General features: G+C 68.4%; 4 protein-coding genes. 2 read left to right on the top strand and 2 right to left on the bottom strand.

Features of this window, described 5'->3' with window-relative positions; all coding sequences use genetic code 11:
* Nucleotides 1-192 precede the first annotated feature (192 nt).
* Nucleotides 193-5,163, top strand: coding sequence for an FG-GAP-like repeat-containing protein (locus AC067U_RS30240; protein ID WP_478832990.1), 4,971 nt, complete (start codon nt 193-195; stop codon nt 5,161-5,163).
* Between the two features lie 122 nt (nt 5,164-5,285).
* Here the strand turns inward: AC067U_RS30240 and AC067U_RS30235 are convergent, their stop codons facing one another.
* A complete protein-coding gene (locus AC067U_RS30235) occupies nt 5,286-5,915 on the bottom strand; it encodes a hypothetical protein (protein ID WP_478832989.1) in 630 nt (209 codons plus the stop codon).
* Between the two features lie 72 nt (nt 5,916-5,987).
* A complete protein-coding gene (locus AC067U_RS30230) occupies nt 5,988-13,214 on the bottom strand; it encodes a polymorphic toxin-type HINT domain-containing protein (RefSeq protein ID WP_478832988.1) in 7,227 nt (2,408 codons plus the stop codon).
* Nucleotides 13,215-13,619: 405 nt separating this feature from the next.
* Between AC067U_RS30230 and AC067U_RS30225 the strand changes: the two genes are divergently transcribed.
* Nucleotides 13,620-18,638: an FG-GAP-like repeat-containing protein gene (locus AC067U_RS30225; protein ID WP_478832987.1), complete on the top strand. Its 5,019-nt coding sequence runs from the start codon at nt 13,620-13,622 to the stop codon at nt 18,636-18,638.
* Nucleotides 18,639-18,719: the final 81 nt, after the last annotated feature.

The raw sequence follows: 18,719 nt of genomic DNA, 5'->3' as shown, positions 1-18,719 counted from the left end.
AAAGGGCCCAGTGTGTTCCATGCGGCGGGATCCGGGTCGATCGAGAGCCCCGTCTGCTGCTACAAATCAATCGAACACAGCGGGCCGAAAACGGAATGGCCGAATACCGCTTTCCCGTCGGAGGCTCAGCCGACTTCTTTCGGTCGCTGCCCATCAGGGGAGCTGCCGGAACCGACACCGAGGACCCACTCAGTGAGACCCTTCCCGACGCGGTCCCGCGTCACCGGGCCGCTCTCCCGCAGGGCGCCCGTACTCACCGTGGCGACCGCGCTGGTCGCCACCCTGCTCGGCGCCGTGCCCATCGCCGCCGCGGCCGGACCGGCCCTGGCGCCGGCCGCCGCCAAGCCGAAGCCCAACACCCCTGCCGCCACCGAAGCCGAGCAGAACGCCAAGGCCAGCGCGGAGGCGAAGCGCACCGGCAAGCGCGTCGAGGTCGTCTCCCAGCGCACCGAGAACGAGGAGGTCTGGGCCAACCCGGACGGGACCTTCACGTCCGAGCAGGCGCTGATGCCGATCCGCGTCCACCGTGGCGGCAAACTCGTCCCGGTGGACACCGGCCTGGCCAAGCAGAAGGACGGCCGGCTCGCCACCAAGGCGACCCGTACCGCCCTGACCTTCTCCGGCGGCGGCAAGGCCCCGCTGGCGACCATGCGCAGGGACGGCCGGGACATCACCCTGACCTGGCCCAAGCCGCTTCCCACCCCGACGGTGGAGGGCAACAGCGCTACCTACGCCGAGGTCATGAAGGGCGTCGACCTGCGGGTCAGCGCGGACGCCACCGGCTTCTCGCACCAGTTCATCGTGAAGAACCGGGAGGCCGCCGCCAACCCGGAGCTCGCCTCCCTCACCTTCGGCCTCAAGGGCAACGGCGTCCGCCTGAGCAAGGAGCCGACCGGCGAGCTGCGGGCCGTCGACCCCGCCGGGCGGACCGTGTTCAGCTCCGCCAGGCCGCAGATGTGGGACTCGGGCGCGGAGAAGAAGACGGCGCAAGCGGCCGCTTCCGGCGCCAAGGCGACTGCGGGCGCCAAGGCCACTTCCGGCGCCAAGTCCGCCTCCGGTGCCAAGGCGGCCGCCGCCGGTGCACCAGCCGGCTCCACGACGGCGCAGGACGACGTCACGCCCGCCACCGAGGGCATCGACATCGGCAGCAAGCAGGCCGACCTGGGCGTCTCGCTGAAGGGCGACACGCTCACCCTCGTCCCGGACCGCAACCTGCTGATGGCGGCGGACACCACTTACCCCGTCGTCATCGACCCGAAGACGAGGGACGACTGGAAATCCGCCTGGACGGTGGCGTACAAGCACAACGGCATCGACGGCACCGCCGACACCAACTACTGGAACGGCGGCACCCTCAGCGACGACGCCCGCGTCGGCTGCGCCAAGGACGCCGCCAGAAACAACGCCGTGGTCTGCGCCAAGACCTTCTTCCAGGTCCCCGTGGGCAGCCTCAAGGGCAAGCGGATCATGGACTCCGTGCTGCGGATCCAGCAGAAGTCGGCGGGTTCCTGGAGCTGCAACTCCGGCGACATCCAGGTCTGGGACACCGATCCCATCAGCAAGAGCACCACCTGGAACCACCAGCCCGACTGGAACCGGATGGTGGACGCCTCCGGCCAGTCCTACGGCGGCCGCAACTGCCCGGGTGACAGCGACACCATCGAGATGAACGTGACCTCCGGGGTGGCCGGCGCCGTGAAGAGCGGCCTGTCACTGTGGACCCTCGGCCTGAAGGCCGCGAAGGACACGGTCGACGTCTCCTGGCGGAAGATGAACCCGGACAGCCTCCGCATCTCCACCAAGTACAACACCGCCCCGACGGTCACGAGCCCGTCCATGGACCCGTACGTGCCCTGCACGGGCGGCACCATCGGCCGGACGGACGAGGTCGTCCTGCGCGCCACCGTGAAGGACGCCGAGGACACCGCCCTCACCGCGGAGTTCAACTACTGGAAGGCCGACGACTACAGCGGCACCCTGAAGAAGCTCTACGACAAGAAGAGCTCGGGCAGCGTCGCGACGGCGCGGATCCTCGCGCCCACCGACGGTGTCTACAAATGGGACGTCCGGGTCTCCGACGGCACCGACACCAGCCCCTGGCGGGGCCAGTGCTCGTTCACCGTCGACCTGAAGGGCCCGACCACCAAGCCCAAGGTGTCCTCCGTCCAGTTCCCCGAGGACGACCAGACGGGCAACGGCTACGCCCGTACCGAGGGCACCTTCAAGTTCGAGTCGGGCGGCGCGACCGACGTCGCCAAGTACCAGTGGTACACCTCGGACAACCCGACCGTCCGCACCGCCACCCCGGCCGTCAAGGGCGGACCGGTGGACGTCAAGTACACCCCGGTGGCGGCCGGTCCGCACAGCCTCTACGTGTGGAGCCTGGACGCGGCGGGCAACCCGTCGAACAAGACCTACTTCCAGTACTACGCCAAGCGCCCGCTGGAGCGGGACAAGCACGGCGACGTCAACGGTGACGGCCAGACCGACATCTGGAGCGTCGACCCGGGTGACGGCAAGCTGTGGATGGTCCCCGGCACGGCCGGCGGCGCCTTCGGCGTCCCCCGGAAGGCCGAGCACGGCAACTTCGCCTCCTCCCGCTCCCTGACGCAGTGGGGCAGTTGGAACGAGGGCGACTACTACGAGGACCTCATCGCCCTGGAGCCCTCGGCCGACGACACCCGGCAGAACCTGTACGTCTACCGGGGCGCGGGCGACGGTGAGCTCGAGGACCCCGAGGCCAGCCGGATCGAGCTGGACACCCGCTACGAGGACAACGACCACTGGTCCAACGCCGACCAGGTGCTGGCCATCGGCAGCGTCAACGACGACCCGGTCGACGAGACCGGCGGTGACGGCAAGATCGACGAGGCGGACCAGGCCGACCTGCTGGTCAAGACCGGCGGGGAGCTGTGGCTCTACTTCGGCCAGTCCGACGGCGTCCTGGACCGGCGTAACTACGACCCGATCCCGCTCGGCAACGCCGACTGGCAGAACATGACCCTGATCGCGCCCGGCGACCTCAACAAGGACGGCCTGCCGGAGCTCTGGGCCCGCGACAAGACCACCGGAAAGATCCACCAGTACACCAGCCGCCCCTCCACCGATCCCGCCTCCAAGGCAGGCATCGACCTGGCCGTCTACGGCGACCCGGCCGTACGCACCCAGTCCATCGGCACCGACTTCACGCACGCCGCCCGGCCCCACCTGGCCAGCCTCGGCGACTTCGAGAAGGACGGCTTCCCCGACCTGTGGTCGCGTGACAACAACGGCGTGCTCTGGGAGTTCCAGGGCCGTCAGCCGGTCAACGGGTCCGCCTTCGGCGCGGCCCGCCAGATCGCGGTCGGCGGCACCCCGTGGACCACGTGCGAGAACGTGGCTGCGGTGACCGCCGGGACGACCCAGCAGCTGTGCGGTCCGATCCTGGCGAAGTTCAAGGCCAAGGGCGGGGTCACCGGCTTCGGCAAGCCCTCTGGCAAGGTCACGGACCTGCCCGACGGCGGCAAGTACGTGCACCTGCGCGGGAACGGCCTCACCGCCGACAACGCGTCCATCTACTGGCACCCGAGCACCGGTGCCTGGATGGTCATGAACGGCATCCGCTCGAAGTGGATCAGCCTCGGCGCCGAGAAGGGCGTCATGGGCTACCCCACCTCCGACGAGGGCAGGACCTTCGACGAGGTCGGCGCGTTCGGCACCTTCTCCGGTTCCGGCGGCGCGGGCGCGATCTACTGGTCTCCGGAGACCGGCGCCTTCTCGGTGCACGGCGGCATCTACGCCCGCTACGTCCAGATGGGCGGCCCGAGCCGGCTCGGCTACCCGACGACCGACGAGACCAACCACACCGACGGCAAGGGCCGCTACAACCACTTCCGTAGGCGCGGCCAGACCTCGGACACCGCCTCCGTTTACTGGACCTCCGCCACGGGCGCGCACCCGGTCTACGGCTCCATCCGCGCCAAGTGGATCGCCCTCGGCGCGGAGAAGAGCTTCCTGGGGTACCCCAAGTCCGACGAGTACGAGGTCGCGGCCGGTCCCCGCGAGGACTTCCAGGGCGGCTACATCCGCTACAACCGGACCACCGGGGTGGCGCTCGAGCACCAGCCCGCCGACCGCACCGCGCACCTGCGGACCGACCTGTCCGGCGACTTCAACGGCGACGGCCGCAGCGACATGGCGACCGTCTACGACTACGACGCCAACACCACCGCCCTGTGGGTGCTCGACGCCCGCGGCGACGGCGGCTACGAGGAGCCGACGGTCCGCTGGACCAGCAACAAGGGCAGCTTCGACTACAACCGGGCCAAGTGGCTGTCCGGTGACTTCAACGGTGACGGCCGCACCGACATCGCGGCGGTGTACGGCTACGCCGACGGCAGCAACGCGCTGTGGAACTTCCTGTCCAACGCCGACGGCACCTTCACGCCGGTCAAGGGCCTGACGGCCGCCGTGGGCAACTTCGACTGGACCAAGGGCATCTACGTCGCCGGCGACTACAACGGCGACGGGCGGTCCGACATCGCCATGGTCTACGACTACGGCGACGGCGCGGCCGGCCTGCACACCTGGACCGGCAACGCCAACGGCACCTTCAACTCGGGCATCGCCAGCTGGCGGGTGCCCACCGGGAACTGGTGGATCTTCCACGCCTCGTTCCGGGCCGGTGACGTCAACGGCGACGGCCGCGACGACATCATGGCGCTGTACGGCTACACGGCCGGCGGCGTGGCGATGTTCACCTTCACGGCCGCGCCCAACGGCGGCTTCGCCGCCCCGGTCAAGTCGTGGACCAAGACCAAGGAGGAGTGGGAGTACGCGCGCACCAAGTTCACGGTCGGCGACTACAACGGGGACGGCCGTGCGGACGCGGCCCTGATGTACGACCACGCTGAAGGCAACGACACGCTGAACACCCTGCTCGGGCAGGCGGACGGCAAGCTCGGCGCCGAGCTGCGCAGCTGGGACACCCCCGACGGCAACTGGTACGCCTCCAGCGCGGGCCTCCCGGTCTCGGGCGACGCCGACGGGGACGGCCGCGAGGACGTGTCCATCATGTACAACTACGCCACCGGCGCCACCAGCGCCTTCACGTTCAAGGGCCGCCCCGACGGCGGCTTCGAGAGCGCCTTCCGCAGCTGGCAGGCCCTCCCGGGCACCTGGTGACCGTGTGACCGCGTGACCGCATGAGAGAGACGAAGCCCCCGCCCGGAAATCCCGGGCGGGGGCTTCGTCCTTTTAGGTCCTGGCAGCCCAGGGCTTCTGGGCCACCAGGGTCTGAGCCGACATCAGCGCGGGAATTCACTCTCGAAACCGGAGAGGAACCGCAGGTATCGCGGAGTGAGGTACGAGCCTTCGTCGATCCGCGTCTTCATTCGGTCAAGGGCCGTGTATGCCTGGTCGATCTCTCCCTGAAGCGCCAAAGCCAGTGGCATTCTTTCAAGGACGCGGTCCGCCAGTTGTCCCTCGCCGAGCCCGAGGGCGGTTGTCAGGCCGGCATAGGAAGCCGCGTCCTGAATGAACCGGAGCCCTGCGCCGGACACATCGGCGATATTGGGTCCGATGGCGTCCGCCGCACGTTCCTCCGAGAGGTCGATCCGATGCTCCAGCCATCGGGGTGTCGCCAAGGTGTATCCGATGTTCATCGAAGTGGTGGCGACGTAGAATTTCCCGTCCCAACCCGGCACGACGTCACCACACCACTGTTGGATGCGGCTTTCGATATCCGCGCACCGGACTCCCGCGAACCCGGCGACCCAGATGACAGTCTTCTCGCCCTTGGCTGCGTCTGCGAAGGAACACCAGCCCTCGAAGCCATTGCCGAGGTCGAGCACGTACTCGTAGTTCGATCTCCTCCTCTTGAAACCGAGATTCTTCATCTCGCCGGCAATGGCCGAGAAAACGTCCGACTTCTTCACGGGGATCCCCTTCCGGGCAGGATGGGCGGCACGCCCCGACCTCTGTGGTCGAGGCTGGGGCGTGCCGTTTCGTCACACGTCCTGATGGACGATGTTGATGACGAATTTTGATGGGTCATGGTATCCGGCGATACCGGCGGCCCTGGTTTTCCGGCCGTAGAGGATGAGCCCCACCTCGGTGAACAGGTTGTCCATCGCCTTCTGGGATGGCTCGTACGTGGCGCCGGGTCCGTTCTTGGACTCGTGAAGGAAGATAACCCCGTCCTTCTGGGTCACAAGATCGTACTTCCGGTAGTTGCCCTTGGAGTGTTTCGTGCCGGGAATACGGGCGTGGATCTCACGTCCGACGACCGTGTGCCCGGCGCTCTCCAGGTCTGTCTGCAGCTGGTCCACGCCACGGTCCCCCTTCTGGCTGGGGCCGGCTCCGCCCTTGGTGGGGGCTGCGGCAGCGCAGTTGTGGACGAGGACCGGGGTGGCACCGGCCAGCACGAAATAGGTGTGCTTGTCGGCGACCGTGAGGTTGTGGACGCGCATCTGCTGCGTCCACTGTTTGACTTCGCTGACCTGTACCCACGTGCCGGCGGAGGTGCGGAGCCACTGCCCGGCCTTGAGATCGGTTGCGTTCAACCACTCGCCGACGGAGGGGACCCAGAAGGGGTGCCCGTCGGTGGCAGTCAGCTTCTCGGTGGCGGCGCCGTTTTCACCATCGGTGTCGATCGTGATCTCGACCAGGTTCTTCCGCCCCTCGCCGTTGATCAGCGCTGCGACGGGCTCGGCTGAAGTGGCTCCGGTCTCGGCCTCGGTCGCCAGAACCTCGTCCTCGAGCTGCACCTCCTCGATGGGCTTCGAGGAGCCGTCGGCCATCAGGACCTGTGTGCCCGGGGTGAAGCTGTTCTGGACGCCTTCGCCCTCACAGCCGGGACTGCCGCTGTCGTTGTCCTTGCCCGCCGACTTCTTCGGACCATCGGACTTCTTCGTCTCCGAGGACTTCGACGCCTTTCCGTCGCCGTCAGCCTTCTTGGCCTTCGTGGCAGAGGACTTGCCCTGCTTCGCTGCGGTTGCCTTGGCCTCGTCGGCTCGCTTGGCGGCTGCGGCGGCTGCTTCCTGGGCGGCTCTTCGCGCTGCTGCTGCTTCCTCCTCCAGTTTTCTCGCTCGTTCGGCGGCTTCCTCCAGTTGGCGTTTCCACTCCGCCAGGTCCTCCGCGTACTTGGCCATCGCCTGCTGGTAGCGCTCGACTCGTGCCAGGATGTCGCGCGCCAACGAGAGCTTCTGTGACCAGCTGTTGAATGCTTCCCAGGCCCGGTCCAGCGCCTTCAGGATGCGCTTTGCCCGGCCCGCGAACGGCAGTGCCGCGTCCAGGGCAAGACCTGCACACGCGCCCCACGAGCCGCTCAGGCAGTCACGGATGTCGTTGTAGCCCGAGACGTCCTTGAGGATGCCCATGGCGACTTCGAGTGCGATGTCCAGGGCACTCTTGCCCTGGATCATGCGGGCCCAGGCAGCTTCCGCGTCGGTGAAGTCCTTGACGGGCATCACGGGCGGTGCGATGGACAGGCCGCTGGGGTCGCTGTACGTGATCGGCGAGTTGTTCGCGTACACGTAGGGGTTCTGCTGCTTGGGCTCGTTGAAGTCGACGATGGGGTCGACCGACAGGAACCGACCTGTTGCCGGGTCGTACTCGCGTGCGCCGAGGTGGACGGTGCCGATGGACTCGTCGAGCTCGCCGCCGACGAAGCCCTTCTTGCCCGGCCAGACGGACGGGGCGGTGCCGCGGACCTCGCCGTAGGGTGTGAATTTGCGGCGGGTGACGGCGGAGGTCTTGGCGTCCACCGCGGTGGTAGCCGTGCCGTTCTTGTCGCCCATCAGGTAGGACGTGGCGATCACGCCGTCCTTGGCCGTCTTGACCATCACCGGTCCGGCCGGGTGGGCGTAGTAGCGGGTGCCCTCCAGCTTGCCGGCCTTGGTCAGTTTGACCTCGGTGCCCGGCAGGTACAGCGTGGTGCCGGTGTTGTCCCGCTTGATCAGGCGGTTGCCGCCGGCGTCGTAGACGAAGGACGTGGACTCCGTGCCCTTCGTCACCTTCTCCAGCTGGCCCGCGGAGTTCCAGTCCCAGGTCTGGGTGTCGCCCTGGATGGTGCGGGTCTTGGTGCTGCCTGCAGCGTCATAGGTGTACGACTCCGTGCGGGAGCCGCCGGGGCCGGTGGTGTCGACCTTCTTGAGCCCGTTGGCGGCGGGCTGGCCGGGGGTGCCGTAGGTGTAGGTGCGGGTGACGTCCTGGGTGAGGTCGCCGGTGGGGGAGTGCTGGATGTCCTTGGTGCGGTTGCCCGCGGCGTCGAAGCTGTAGGAGGTCCAGTAGGGGTTGGGTCCGCCGACCTGGGGCTTGGAGCCGGGGCCTGCGGCGCCCGGCTTGGCGGCGCAGTCGTCGGTGGCGGTCCAGGCCTCGTTCATGCGGCGCATGTAGTCGTAGGCGAAGCACTGGACGTCGGGGGTTGCGGTGGGGCCTTCCTTGTCGGTGATCTTGAGGATGTTGCCGACCGCGTCGTAGTCGTACGACGTGTCGTTGATCCGGCCAGGAGCCTTCTCGGTGTCGTTGATGGTCCGGGTGAGGCGGCGGGTCTGCTCGTCGTAGAAGTTCGACGTGTAGACCTGGGATCCGGCGGGGCCGGAGTGGGTGCGCAGGACGTCGCCCATGGGCGAGTAGTCGACCTTGTCGACGAACGTCTTGCCCTCGATGCCCATGACGGTGGGCAGCTCGAAGTGGTTGTACTTCATCGTGGTGAGCTCGATGGGCAGACCGGCCACGGCCGGCTGCTCCGTCCACTCGGTCAGGCCGGTGTTCGGCCGGTACCCGGTGGTGAACTCGTATGTACCGCCGAGAGCCCCCTCCGAAGACGGGATGGTGACCTTGGTTCCCGTCGGGCGGTACTCGGTGTCGTAGCCCGTGACCTCCTGGGTGTATGCCTTGCCGTCCACGTAGCGGGTGGACGCGACCGGGAGGCCGATGGCGCCCGGCAGGGTGTCGTACGTGGTGGAGGTCAGCTTCGGGCCGGTGATCGAGCCTTCGTGCGCGGCGACGGCTCGGCCCAGGGCGTCGTACTCAGGGGCGATGGTCTTGCCGCGGGCGTCGGTCACCGTGGCCAGGCGGTCGCCCTGGCCGTAGGTCATCGTCGTCGTGCCCTTGTCGGGGTCCGACTGCTTGGTCTGACGGCCGCGGATGTCGTACTCGAAGGTCCACTTGTCGCCGGCCTGGTTGACGACCGACTCCAGTCCGCCACGCTGGTTGTACGCGTACGTCGTCGTGTCGTACGTACCCGTCGGCGAGTCCGCGTGGAAGAAGCGGAGTTCGGTCTTGCGGCCGGCTCCGTCGAGGAAGGCCCGGGTGGGGGTCTCGCCGGTGGGCGGGTCGACGGTGATGTTGTCGCCGCCGTACGAGGTCGTCGTACGGGAGGTCTCCTCGCCGAGCTTGCGGGAGATCTGGGCGACGGAGCGGCCGGAGCCGTCGTACTGGGTCACCGTGGAGGACGGGACCTCGTTGTCCTTGGGTGCGAACTGGACGCCGGAGGCTTCGCCTGCGGTGTAGTAGGCGCCGTTGGACTTCCAGACCTGGCCGAGGCTGTTGTAGAAGGTGTCGGTGATGACGCGGCCGCCTGCGAGGGCCTCCATCTGGGTCTGGCGGATGCGCAGGCTGCTGTCGTAGATGTCGTAGCTGGTGCGGTACGTACCGTCGTCCAGCAGGGCCTTGTTGGTGATGACGACCGGACCGTCGGTGCGGACGTCGTAGGAGAACATGCCGTTCGGCGACTTGGTGGTGGGGTTCCGCGAGGGGGACCACACCTTGCCCAGGCGGCCGAGGGCGTCGTACTCCATCACCTGACGGCGGCCGTTGGTGTCCTGCTTCGCGAGGACGGAGCCACGGCCCTGATCGGTCTCCGTGGTTTGCGTGTGACCGGCGTGGTTGGTGGTGACCGTCTTGGTGACGATCTGGCCGGAGGCCGGGGTGTAGTCGAGCTTGGTGATCTTGCCGAAGACGTCGGTGGTGGTCTTCGGGCGGCCGTAGGCGTCGAACGTTGCGCTGCCGTCCACCTGGTACTGCGGAGTGGTGCCGCTGTAACCAGTGAGGGATTCCGTCGACTTGACGTTGCCGGCCGCGTCGTAGGACATCTTGATGTCCGAGGTGACGTCCGCCGGACGCTGGACCGCCGCGTCACACGCCTTCGCGACCGTCTCCACCCGCTTCTGGCGGGCGATGATCCAGCGGGTCTCGTCCGAGTCGTACTCGTAGCGGGTGCAGCTGTCGTCCGAGGGGTCCGCGATGTCGCCCTTGTTCGAAACCGACTGGGCGAAGCCCCGGTTGTCGTACGCGGTCTCCATCGCCGTGCGGCGCCAGCCGCGGTTCTCGGACAACAGGATCCGGGACTGGACGCCCGTGGTCTGCTGGACGTACGCCTGCTGCGGCTCGATGTCCTCCTCCGGGACCTCGCCCTTGCGGACGCGGGTCGCGGTGGGGCCGTGGAGCCAGGGGGTGTACGTGGTGGCCGCCTCCAGGGCGCCGCCTTCGCCGTTGTAGGCCAGGACCTCGCGGGTCTGGCCGGCGTAGAGGCGGTGGTCGGCGATCTCGTTGCCCTCGGAGTCCTTGACCTTGACCGACCGCTTGCCGCCCGAGGGCGTCGCCCGGTCACCGTCGAGGCCGCGGAAGAACAGCGTCTCCGTCTTCGAGCGCTTGTCGGGGGCTGCGCCGATGTACGTCCGGACCCGCTCGTAGCCGCGCCACTGCGACCACGTGCGCGTCTTCGGGCGCATCATCTCGGTCTCGTCGTCGAAGGCCCATGCGGGGTTGCCGACGAACTCGTACTCGGTGCGCCGCGTCGGCGAGTTGCCGTTGCGGTCCTCCTCCTGGACGGAGTCCACGACGTACTTGTGGAACCAGTCGGTGGAGTAGATCTTCCGCTCGCGCGTGGGGTCCGTCGGATCCGGCAGCTCGGAGACCACCGGGTAGCACCGCAGCGTGTTCGTCTCCGGGGAGGACGGCATCCTCCTCGGCTCGGTCACCTGGCACTCGGGGTCCTTGTAGTGCGCCGAGATCGTCGAGCCGGTCTCGGTGTCGATGGCCTCGATGCGGTAGCGCTTGAAGGGGACCTTGCCGTCGCCGTTGCTGTCGACGCGGTTGTCGAGCTGCTTGCCGCGGAACTTCACGGCGGGAAGCTCGATCTCCGTGTTGGCCGTGCCGGTGACGGTCGTGCCGTTCTTGCCCGTGTGGCGGATCTCCGACAGCCACAGCGGGTAGTCGGAGCCGTCACCCGTCATCGGGAAGTCCTGGACGAGCTTCCAGGTGTCGACCGGCTTGTGAGTCGTGCCGTTCCAGACGAAGGTGTTGACCTCGGTCAGGCGCTTGCGCGTGAAGAAGGTCGGGGTGAACCGGCCCTTGCACTCCTCGCCCGCGGCGCACAGCTGGTCGCCGGGGGTGTCCGGCCACTGCTTGGCGATGTTCCAGTCGACCTCCGGCTTCAGCTTCGCCGGGTCGCAGTCGAAGGTCTCCGACTTCAGACAGCGCTCTTCGACCTTGAACCGCGCCTCGGCCGGAGCCGCGGCGAACAGGTTGTTGCTGCGCAGACCCCAGGAGATGTGGTCGAGCCAGCCGGAGCGGTCGTACGCGCGGGCGGTCGAACCACCGGCGATCTTGTAGTTGGAGCCGTAGTGGTTCTGCTCCTTCTGGTACCAGTACGTCATCGCGTTGCCGCGCGGGTCGACCACGTAGTCGAGGTTCCAGCGGTAGGTCTGGTTGCAGACGGCGTCGGCGAAGGTGGCGTTGTAGCAGGGCTCACCGGGGTGGTTGCCGTAGACCGGGACGTTCCACGCCGAGTTGGTGAGGGGCTTGCCGTCCGTCCAGCCGGGGACCTTGTTGAGGCCGAAGTAGAACTGGATGCCCTGGGGGTTGGTGAACCGCCAGTGCTCGCCTTCCTTGTCGCCGTTGTCGGCGCCGGGGAGGAGTTCCAGGCGGGAGCCGTCGTCCTTGGCCGGACGCCACTTCTTGGTGGTGTCGTCCAGGACGAGGGGGGTCGAGCCGCCGTTGAGGGACATGGTGACCATGGGTGCGCCGTGGCACAGGTCGCCGGTGTCGTCCTTGGGGTTGTTGTAGCCCGAGTCCTTGCGCTTGTCCTGGCTGCAGGGGACGAATCCGCGCTCGATGTAGTTCGAGGCCAGGTCCCAGCCGTCACCGACCCAGGAGGTCTGCTGCTGGGAGGCGTTGGTACGGCCGTCGATGTTGGCGCTGGAGTAGCCCAGCGACAGCGACGGGCTCGGACCACCCAGCGAGGCTGGGATATCGAGCGGGTAGGACCAGGAGAAGTCACCCGCCGAGCCACCCGCCTGCCACGAGCCGGAGGCGCTGAGCGAGGTGGCCTTGTAGGTGCCGTTCGCACCGTCGGCACCGGCGGTGGCGGACAGCATCACCGCACCGCTCGCGGCCGCCGCGGCAGGAGCACTCAAGTACGCCGCGCCCGCCGGCTTCACGGCCGGGGCCGATTTGGCCGGAGCCTCGAAGGTGGCGACCAGCTTGCCGGTTTCGGGGTTGTTCCTGGTGGTGACCGGGACGCTTCCCCGGCACTCCGGCCGGTTCGGGGTGGTCAGCGCACACGCCGGGACCGCGGTGAACCGGAGCCGGGAGCCCCAGCCGCCGCCGTACGCGTTCTTGAACGAGGCGTAGTCCAGCTCCACGGAAACCGGAGCGGAGGTACGGCCCGCGTCGGCGCGGTCGACGTTCAGGACCAGGCCGCCCGCGCGGCCGACGCGCTTGGCGGCGGCCTGGTCGAGCAGGTCGACCTTCAGCTTGACGCCGGTCGGAGCGGCAGCCGGAGCCCCGGACGCCATGGACTGCTTCGCGGGGTTGCCGGACGCCGCGCTCGGCGCGACGGCGGCGACCGAGACGGGCAGGTTGCCCGCCTTGACCGGCTTGCCGGCCACACCGGTGTCCTTGGCCGGGAGGCCGAAGGCCCCGCCGGTGGCCGACTTCAGCGTGTTCTTTTCGGCCCTGGGCGCGTCGGGCAGCGCAATTTCGGCCGAACCGGCCGCCGGCCAGGCGACCTTTGGCGCGGTCTTCCACGCCTTCTTCTGCGACTCCGCCGGGCCGGCGGCGGGCTTGCCCTTGACGTTCTCGCCGTTGACCTTGGTCAGCTTCTGGAGGCCCGGGAGCTTGGCGCGGGAGTCGGCGGACGCCTCCACCACGGTCATGCCGCTGGCCAGCAGTGTGGTGGCCAGCAGTGGTATCGGCCACCGCCAGACACGCCTCAAAGGCGCACGCATGGCGCGCGCCTGGGATCGTCTCAAAATCGAACACTCCCCCTTGGATCGCGCAGATCACGGTGATTCTGCGCTGCTGATAATCGCGCCGAATTTAACAGCGCCGGGTCGGGACCGTCGATGTCGAGAGAGGGTGACGGGGTTCGGTTCGGGGCGCATCGGGGCTGGTCCGGCCGGTTAAGCGGAATGATTTATTCGGAATTCCGCATTCCGGTGAACGTCTGATAAAGGCCGCCGGCTCGGTGGGGGATCGCCTCGAAATTCAGGGGGTCAGGCTGCTACAAATCAATCGAACACATGTGACCTGTCGGCGGATGGCTGGATTCCGGCCCCGGCGAGAGGTTCAACCCGATGATTTTCGGCCGACCCGAGAAGGGATGCCGGAAACCGACCCCGAGGACTCAGTCAGTGAGACCCTTCCCGACGCGGTCACGCGTCACCGGGCCGCCCTCGCGCAGGGCGCCCGTACTCACCCTGGCGACCGCACTCGTCGCCACCCTGGTCGGCGCGTTGCCCGCGGCCGCCGCGGGGGCCCCCGCGCTCACCTCCGCCGCGCAGGCGGCGAAGAACGCGAAGGCCGACCAGGAGAACATGTCCGTCGAGGCGAAGGCCTCGTCCAAGGCCCGTTCCGAGGCCAAGCGCACCGGCAAGCGCGTCGAGATCGGCGCGCTGCGTTCGGAGACCGACGAGGTCTGGGCGAACCCGGACGGGTCGTTCACCTCGGAGCAGTCGCTGGTGCCCACCCGGGTCCGTCGTGGCGGCGCCTACGTCCCGGTGGACACCGGACTGGTGAAGCAGAAGGACGGCCGGATCGCCCCCAAGGCGACCGTCGCCGGGATCAGCTTCTCCGGCGGCGGCAAGGCCCCGCTGGTCACCATGCGCAAGGACGGCCGGGACATCACCCTGACCTGGCCCAAGCCGCTGCCCGCCCCGACCGTGGAGGGCAACAGCGCCACGTACGCCGAGGTCATGAAGGGCGTCGACCTGCGGGTCAGCGCGGACGTGACGGGCTTCTCGCACCAGCTGGTGGTCAAGAACCGCGAGGCCGCGGCCAACCCCGAGCTGGCCTCCGTCGACTTCGGCCTCAAGGGCAACGGCGTGACCGTCCGCAAGGAGGTCAACGGTGAGCTGCGGGCCGTCGACCCCTCCGGGCAGACGCTGTTCAGCTCCGCCAAGCCGCAGATGTGGGACTCGGGCGCCGACCAGCCGCAGACGGCGACCGCCCCGACGCCCGCCCCGCTCGCCAAGTCCGCTGCCGGCTCATCGGCCAGGTCCGCAGCCGAGGCCGGAGCCGCCGCCGCTGCGGCCGCGCAGGGCACCACGGCCGCCAAGACCCCCAAGCCTCCCGTGGCCGACCGGGTGCGCGCCGTCGACGGCATCTCCCTCGGCAGCAAGCAGGCCGACCTCGGCGTCGCGCTGAAGGCCGACAAGCTGACGCTCACCACGGACCGCAAGCTGCTCACCGCGCCCGACACGGCGTTCCCGGTCGTCATCGACCCGGTGTGGCGGGACGACTGGAAGTCGGCCTGGGCCGTCGCCTACAAGCACAACGGCATCTCCGGTTCGGCGAACACCAACTACTGGAACGGCGGCACCCTCAGCAACGACGCCCGCGTCGGCTGCGCCAAGGACGCCCAGAAGGGCAACGCCGTCGTCTGCGCCAAGACCTTCTTCCAGGTGCCGATGGGCGGCCTGGGCGGCAAGCAGATCCTGGAATCCACCCTGCGCATCCAGCAGAAGTACGCGGGCTCCTGGGGCTGCAACTCCGGTGACATCCAGGTCTGGGACACCGACGCCATCTCCGGCTCCACCACCTGGAACAACCAGCCCGCCTGGAAGCGCCTCGTCGACGCCTCCGGCCAGTCCTTCGGCGGTCGCAACTGCCCCGGCGACGGCGACACCGTCGAGCTGAACGTGACCTCCGCGGTCATGGACGCCGCCCGCTGGAGCTGGCCGGCCTGGACCTTCGGCCTGAAGTCCGCCAACGACACGGTCGACGTCTCCTGGCGCAAGCTGAACCCGGACAGCGCCCGCATCTCCACCAAGTTCAACACGCTGCCCAACGCCCCGTCCGAGCGCTCGATGGACCCGTCCCCGTCCGTCCCCTGTGAGGGCGGCCCGATCGGCACCACCGACGAGGTGGTGCTGCGCGCCCGCATCAGCGACGCCGAGGACAACAAGGTCTGGGCCGAGTTCCACTACTGGCAGGAGCAGGACTACTGGGGCACCATCCAGAGGCCCCGGGTCGAAATCACCAACGGTAACGTCGCCCTCCTCAGGATCCCGAAGGCGAACCTTCCGGGCACCACCTACCGGTGGGACGTACGCGGTCTCGACGGTACCGGCGAGGGCCCCTGGGCCGGTCAGTGCGCGTTCAGCATCGACCGGGACCGTCCCGGATCCCAGCCGCTCGTGAGTTCGCCGCAGTTCCCCAAGGACGATCAGACGAACAACGGCTACGCGCGGACCGAGGGCACGTTCAACCTGACCGCCAACGGGGTCTCCGACATCACCAAGTACCAGTGGTACACGGCCGACGACCCGACCGTCCGCACGGTCAACGCAACCTCCACCGGCGGTCCGGGGCAGTTCAAGTACACCCCGACCGCGGCCGGCCCGCACAGTCTCTTCGTCTGGAGCCTCGACGCCTCGGGCAACCGGTCCGACGTCACCTCGTACACCTACTACGCCAAGCGCCAGGCCAACCGGGACAAGCACGGCGACCTCGACGGCAACGGCACCGTCGACATCTGGAGCGTCGACCCCGGCTCCGGCCAGCTGTGGATGCACCCGGGCAACGGCGACGGCTCGTTCCAGCCGTCCAAGAAGCTCGACAAGGGCTCGTTCGCCAATGCGGCCTCGCTGACCCAGTGGGGCAGCTGGAACGGCGGCGACTACTACGAGGACCTGATCACCCTGCGGCCGAATTCCGAGAGCGGCCGCAAGGACCCGTTCCTCTTCCGGGGCGCCGGTGACGGCGACCTCGAGGCCGGCAGCCAGGTCCCCATGTCGGTGATGGGTCCCTCGGTGCCCCTCTGGGGCCAGGCCGATCAGGTACTGGCGATCGGCAGCGTCAATGACGACCTCACCAACGAGGACGGCACCGCTGACGGCAAGATCGATGACAACGACTACCCCGACCTGCTGGTCAAGGAGGGTGCCAACCTCTGGCTCTATGCCGGAAACCCGTCGGGTGACCTCGGTGGGCGGCGAACCTTCACCCAGGTCACGCTCGGCAACTCCGACTGGCAGGACATGACCCTGATCGCCCCCGGCGACCTCAACAAGGACGGTCTGCCGGAGATCTGGGCCCGTAACACGAAGACCGGCAAGATCCACCAGTACACCAGCCGCAAGAACACGGACCCGGCCGTGACGGTGGGGCTGGACCTGACCGTGTACAGGGACCCGGCCGTCCGGACCACCTCCATCGGTACCGGGTTCACCGGCGCCGCGTACCCGCACCTGGCCAGCAACGGCGACTTCGAGAACGACGGCTTCGTCGACCTGTGGTCGCGCAACGGCGACGGGGCGATCACCGAGTTCCCCGGTCGCGCCCTGAGCGGCGGTTCCGCCTTCGGTCCCGGCAAGGCGCTCGTCCTGGGCGGTACGCCCTGGAACGAGTGTGAGACCGTGCCGTCGTCCGCCGACGCCAATGTCAAGCACTCCCTGTGCGGTCCGCTGCTGGCCAAGTTCAAGGCGGCCGGAGGCCTCGCCGGCTTCGGCAAGCCGACGGGCCCCGTCGGGGTGTCCGGCGACGACGGCCGGTTCATGAACTTCCGCATGAACGGCTACAACTGGGACAACGCCTCCATCTACTGGCACCGCACCACCGGCGCCTGGATCGTCATGAACGGCAACCGGGAAAAGTGGTACAGCCTCGGGGCGGAGAACGGCTTCCTCGGCTACCCGACCTCGGACGAGATCCGCAACCCCGACGGCGCCGGCGTCGTGTCCACGTTCAGGGGATCGGGCGGTGACGGCGCGATCTACTGGTCGGAGCAGACCGGCTCCTGGTCGATCCACGGCACCATCTACAAGAAGTACCTGGCGACCGGCGGCCCCAGCGGCTTCGGCTACCCGACCACCGACGAGGTCGGCAACCCCGACGGTGTGGGCCGCTACAACCACTTCCGCCACCGGAACCAGACCTCCGACACCTCCTCCATCTACTGGACCACGACCACCGGCAAGGCCTTGGCGATCTGGGGCGGGATCCGCAACAAGTGGGTTTCGCTCGGGGCCGAGAAGAGCTTCCTCGGCTACCCGAAGTCGGAGGAGTACGCGGTCTACGGCGGCCCCCGCACGGACTTCGACGGCGGCTACATCCGGCACAACGACACCACCGGTGTGAGCGTCGAGCACAAGCCGAACGACCGCACCGCCCACCTGCGCACCGACCTGTCGGGTGACTTCAACGGCGACGGCTGGTCCGACATGGCCACCGTCTACGACTACGGCAGCGACGCCACGGCGCTCTACACGCTGGCCGGCAAGACGGACGGCGGATTCGCCGCGCCCGTGCTCGCCTACGACACCGGCAGCGGCAACTGGCGCTACGGCCAGTCGCAGTGGGTGGCCGGCGACTTCAACAACGACGGCCGCGACGACCTGGCCGCGCTGTACGGGTACGGGGACGGCTCCAACGGCATGTTCACCTTCCTCGGCCAGGCCGACGGAACGTTCATCCAGGTGCCGCGCAGCGCCCACACCGGGCCGGGCAACTGGGACGCCACCAAGGCCAAGCTCGTCGCCGGCGACTTCAACGGCGACAAGCGCGACGACGTGGCGTTCTTCTACGACCACGGCGGCTCGACCGGTGCCCACACCTTCCTGTCGAAGGCGGACGGCTCGTTCAACTACTCCTTCCCGAGCTGGCGCTCCGCCCAGGGCGGCTGGTACTGGAACGAGTCCAAGCAGGTCGCCGGTGACTTCAACGGCGACGGCCGGGACGACATCCTCGCCGTCTACGGCTTCGGCAACGGCACCGTGACCGCCTACACCCTGCTCGGCAAGCCCGACGGCGGCTTCGCCGACCCGGTGGCCTCGTGGACCCGCTCCCCGGGCAACTGGGAGTTCAACAAGAGCCGGATCACCGCGGGCGACTACAACGGTGACGGCCGCGCCGACCTCGGCATCCTGTACGACTACACCGGCGGCAAGGCTGCGCTGTTCACGCTGACCGGCCGGCCCGACGGCGGGATCAACGAGGACTTCAAGAGCTGGGAGAGTCCCGTGGACTCCTGGTACGCCGGGTCGTACGGCATGCCGGTCTCCGGCGACGTCAACAAGGACGGCCGCAAGGACATATCGATCATGTACAACTACGCCACCGGAGCCACGGCGGCGTTCACCTTCAAGGCCCGCACCGACGGCGGATTCGAGAACCCGCTGAAGAGCTGGCAGGCGAGCCCGGGCACCTGGTAGTCCGGTAGCGCCACAGCACCACAGCACGAAGCCCCCGCCCGGGTGAACCGGGCGGGGGCTTCTTCGTGCTGTGCGCTGCGT

The sequence above is a fragment of the Streptomyces sp. NPDC043853 genome, assembly GCF_056436025.1.
Note: the sequence above shows the minus strand (reverse complement) of the source record. Positions and strands in the feature narration are given on the sequence as shown.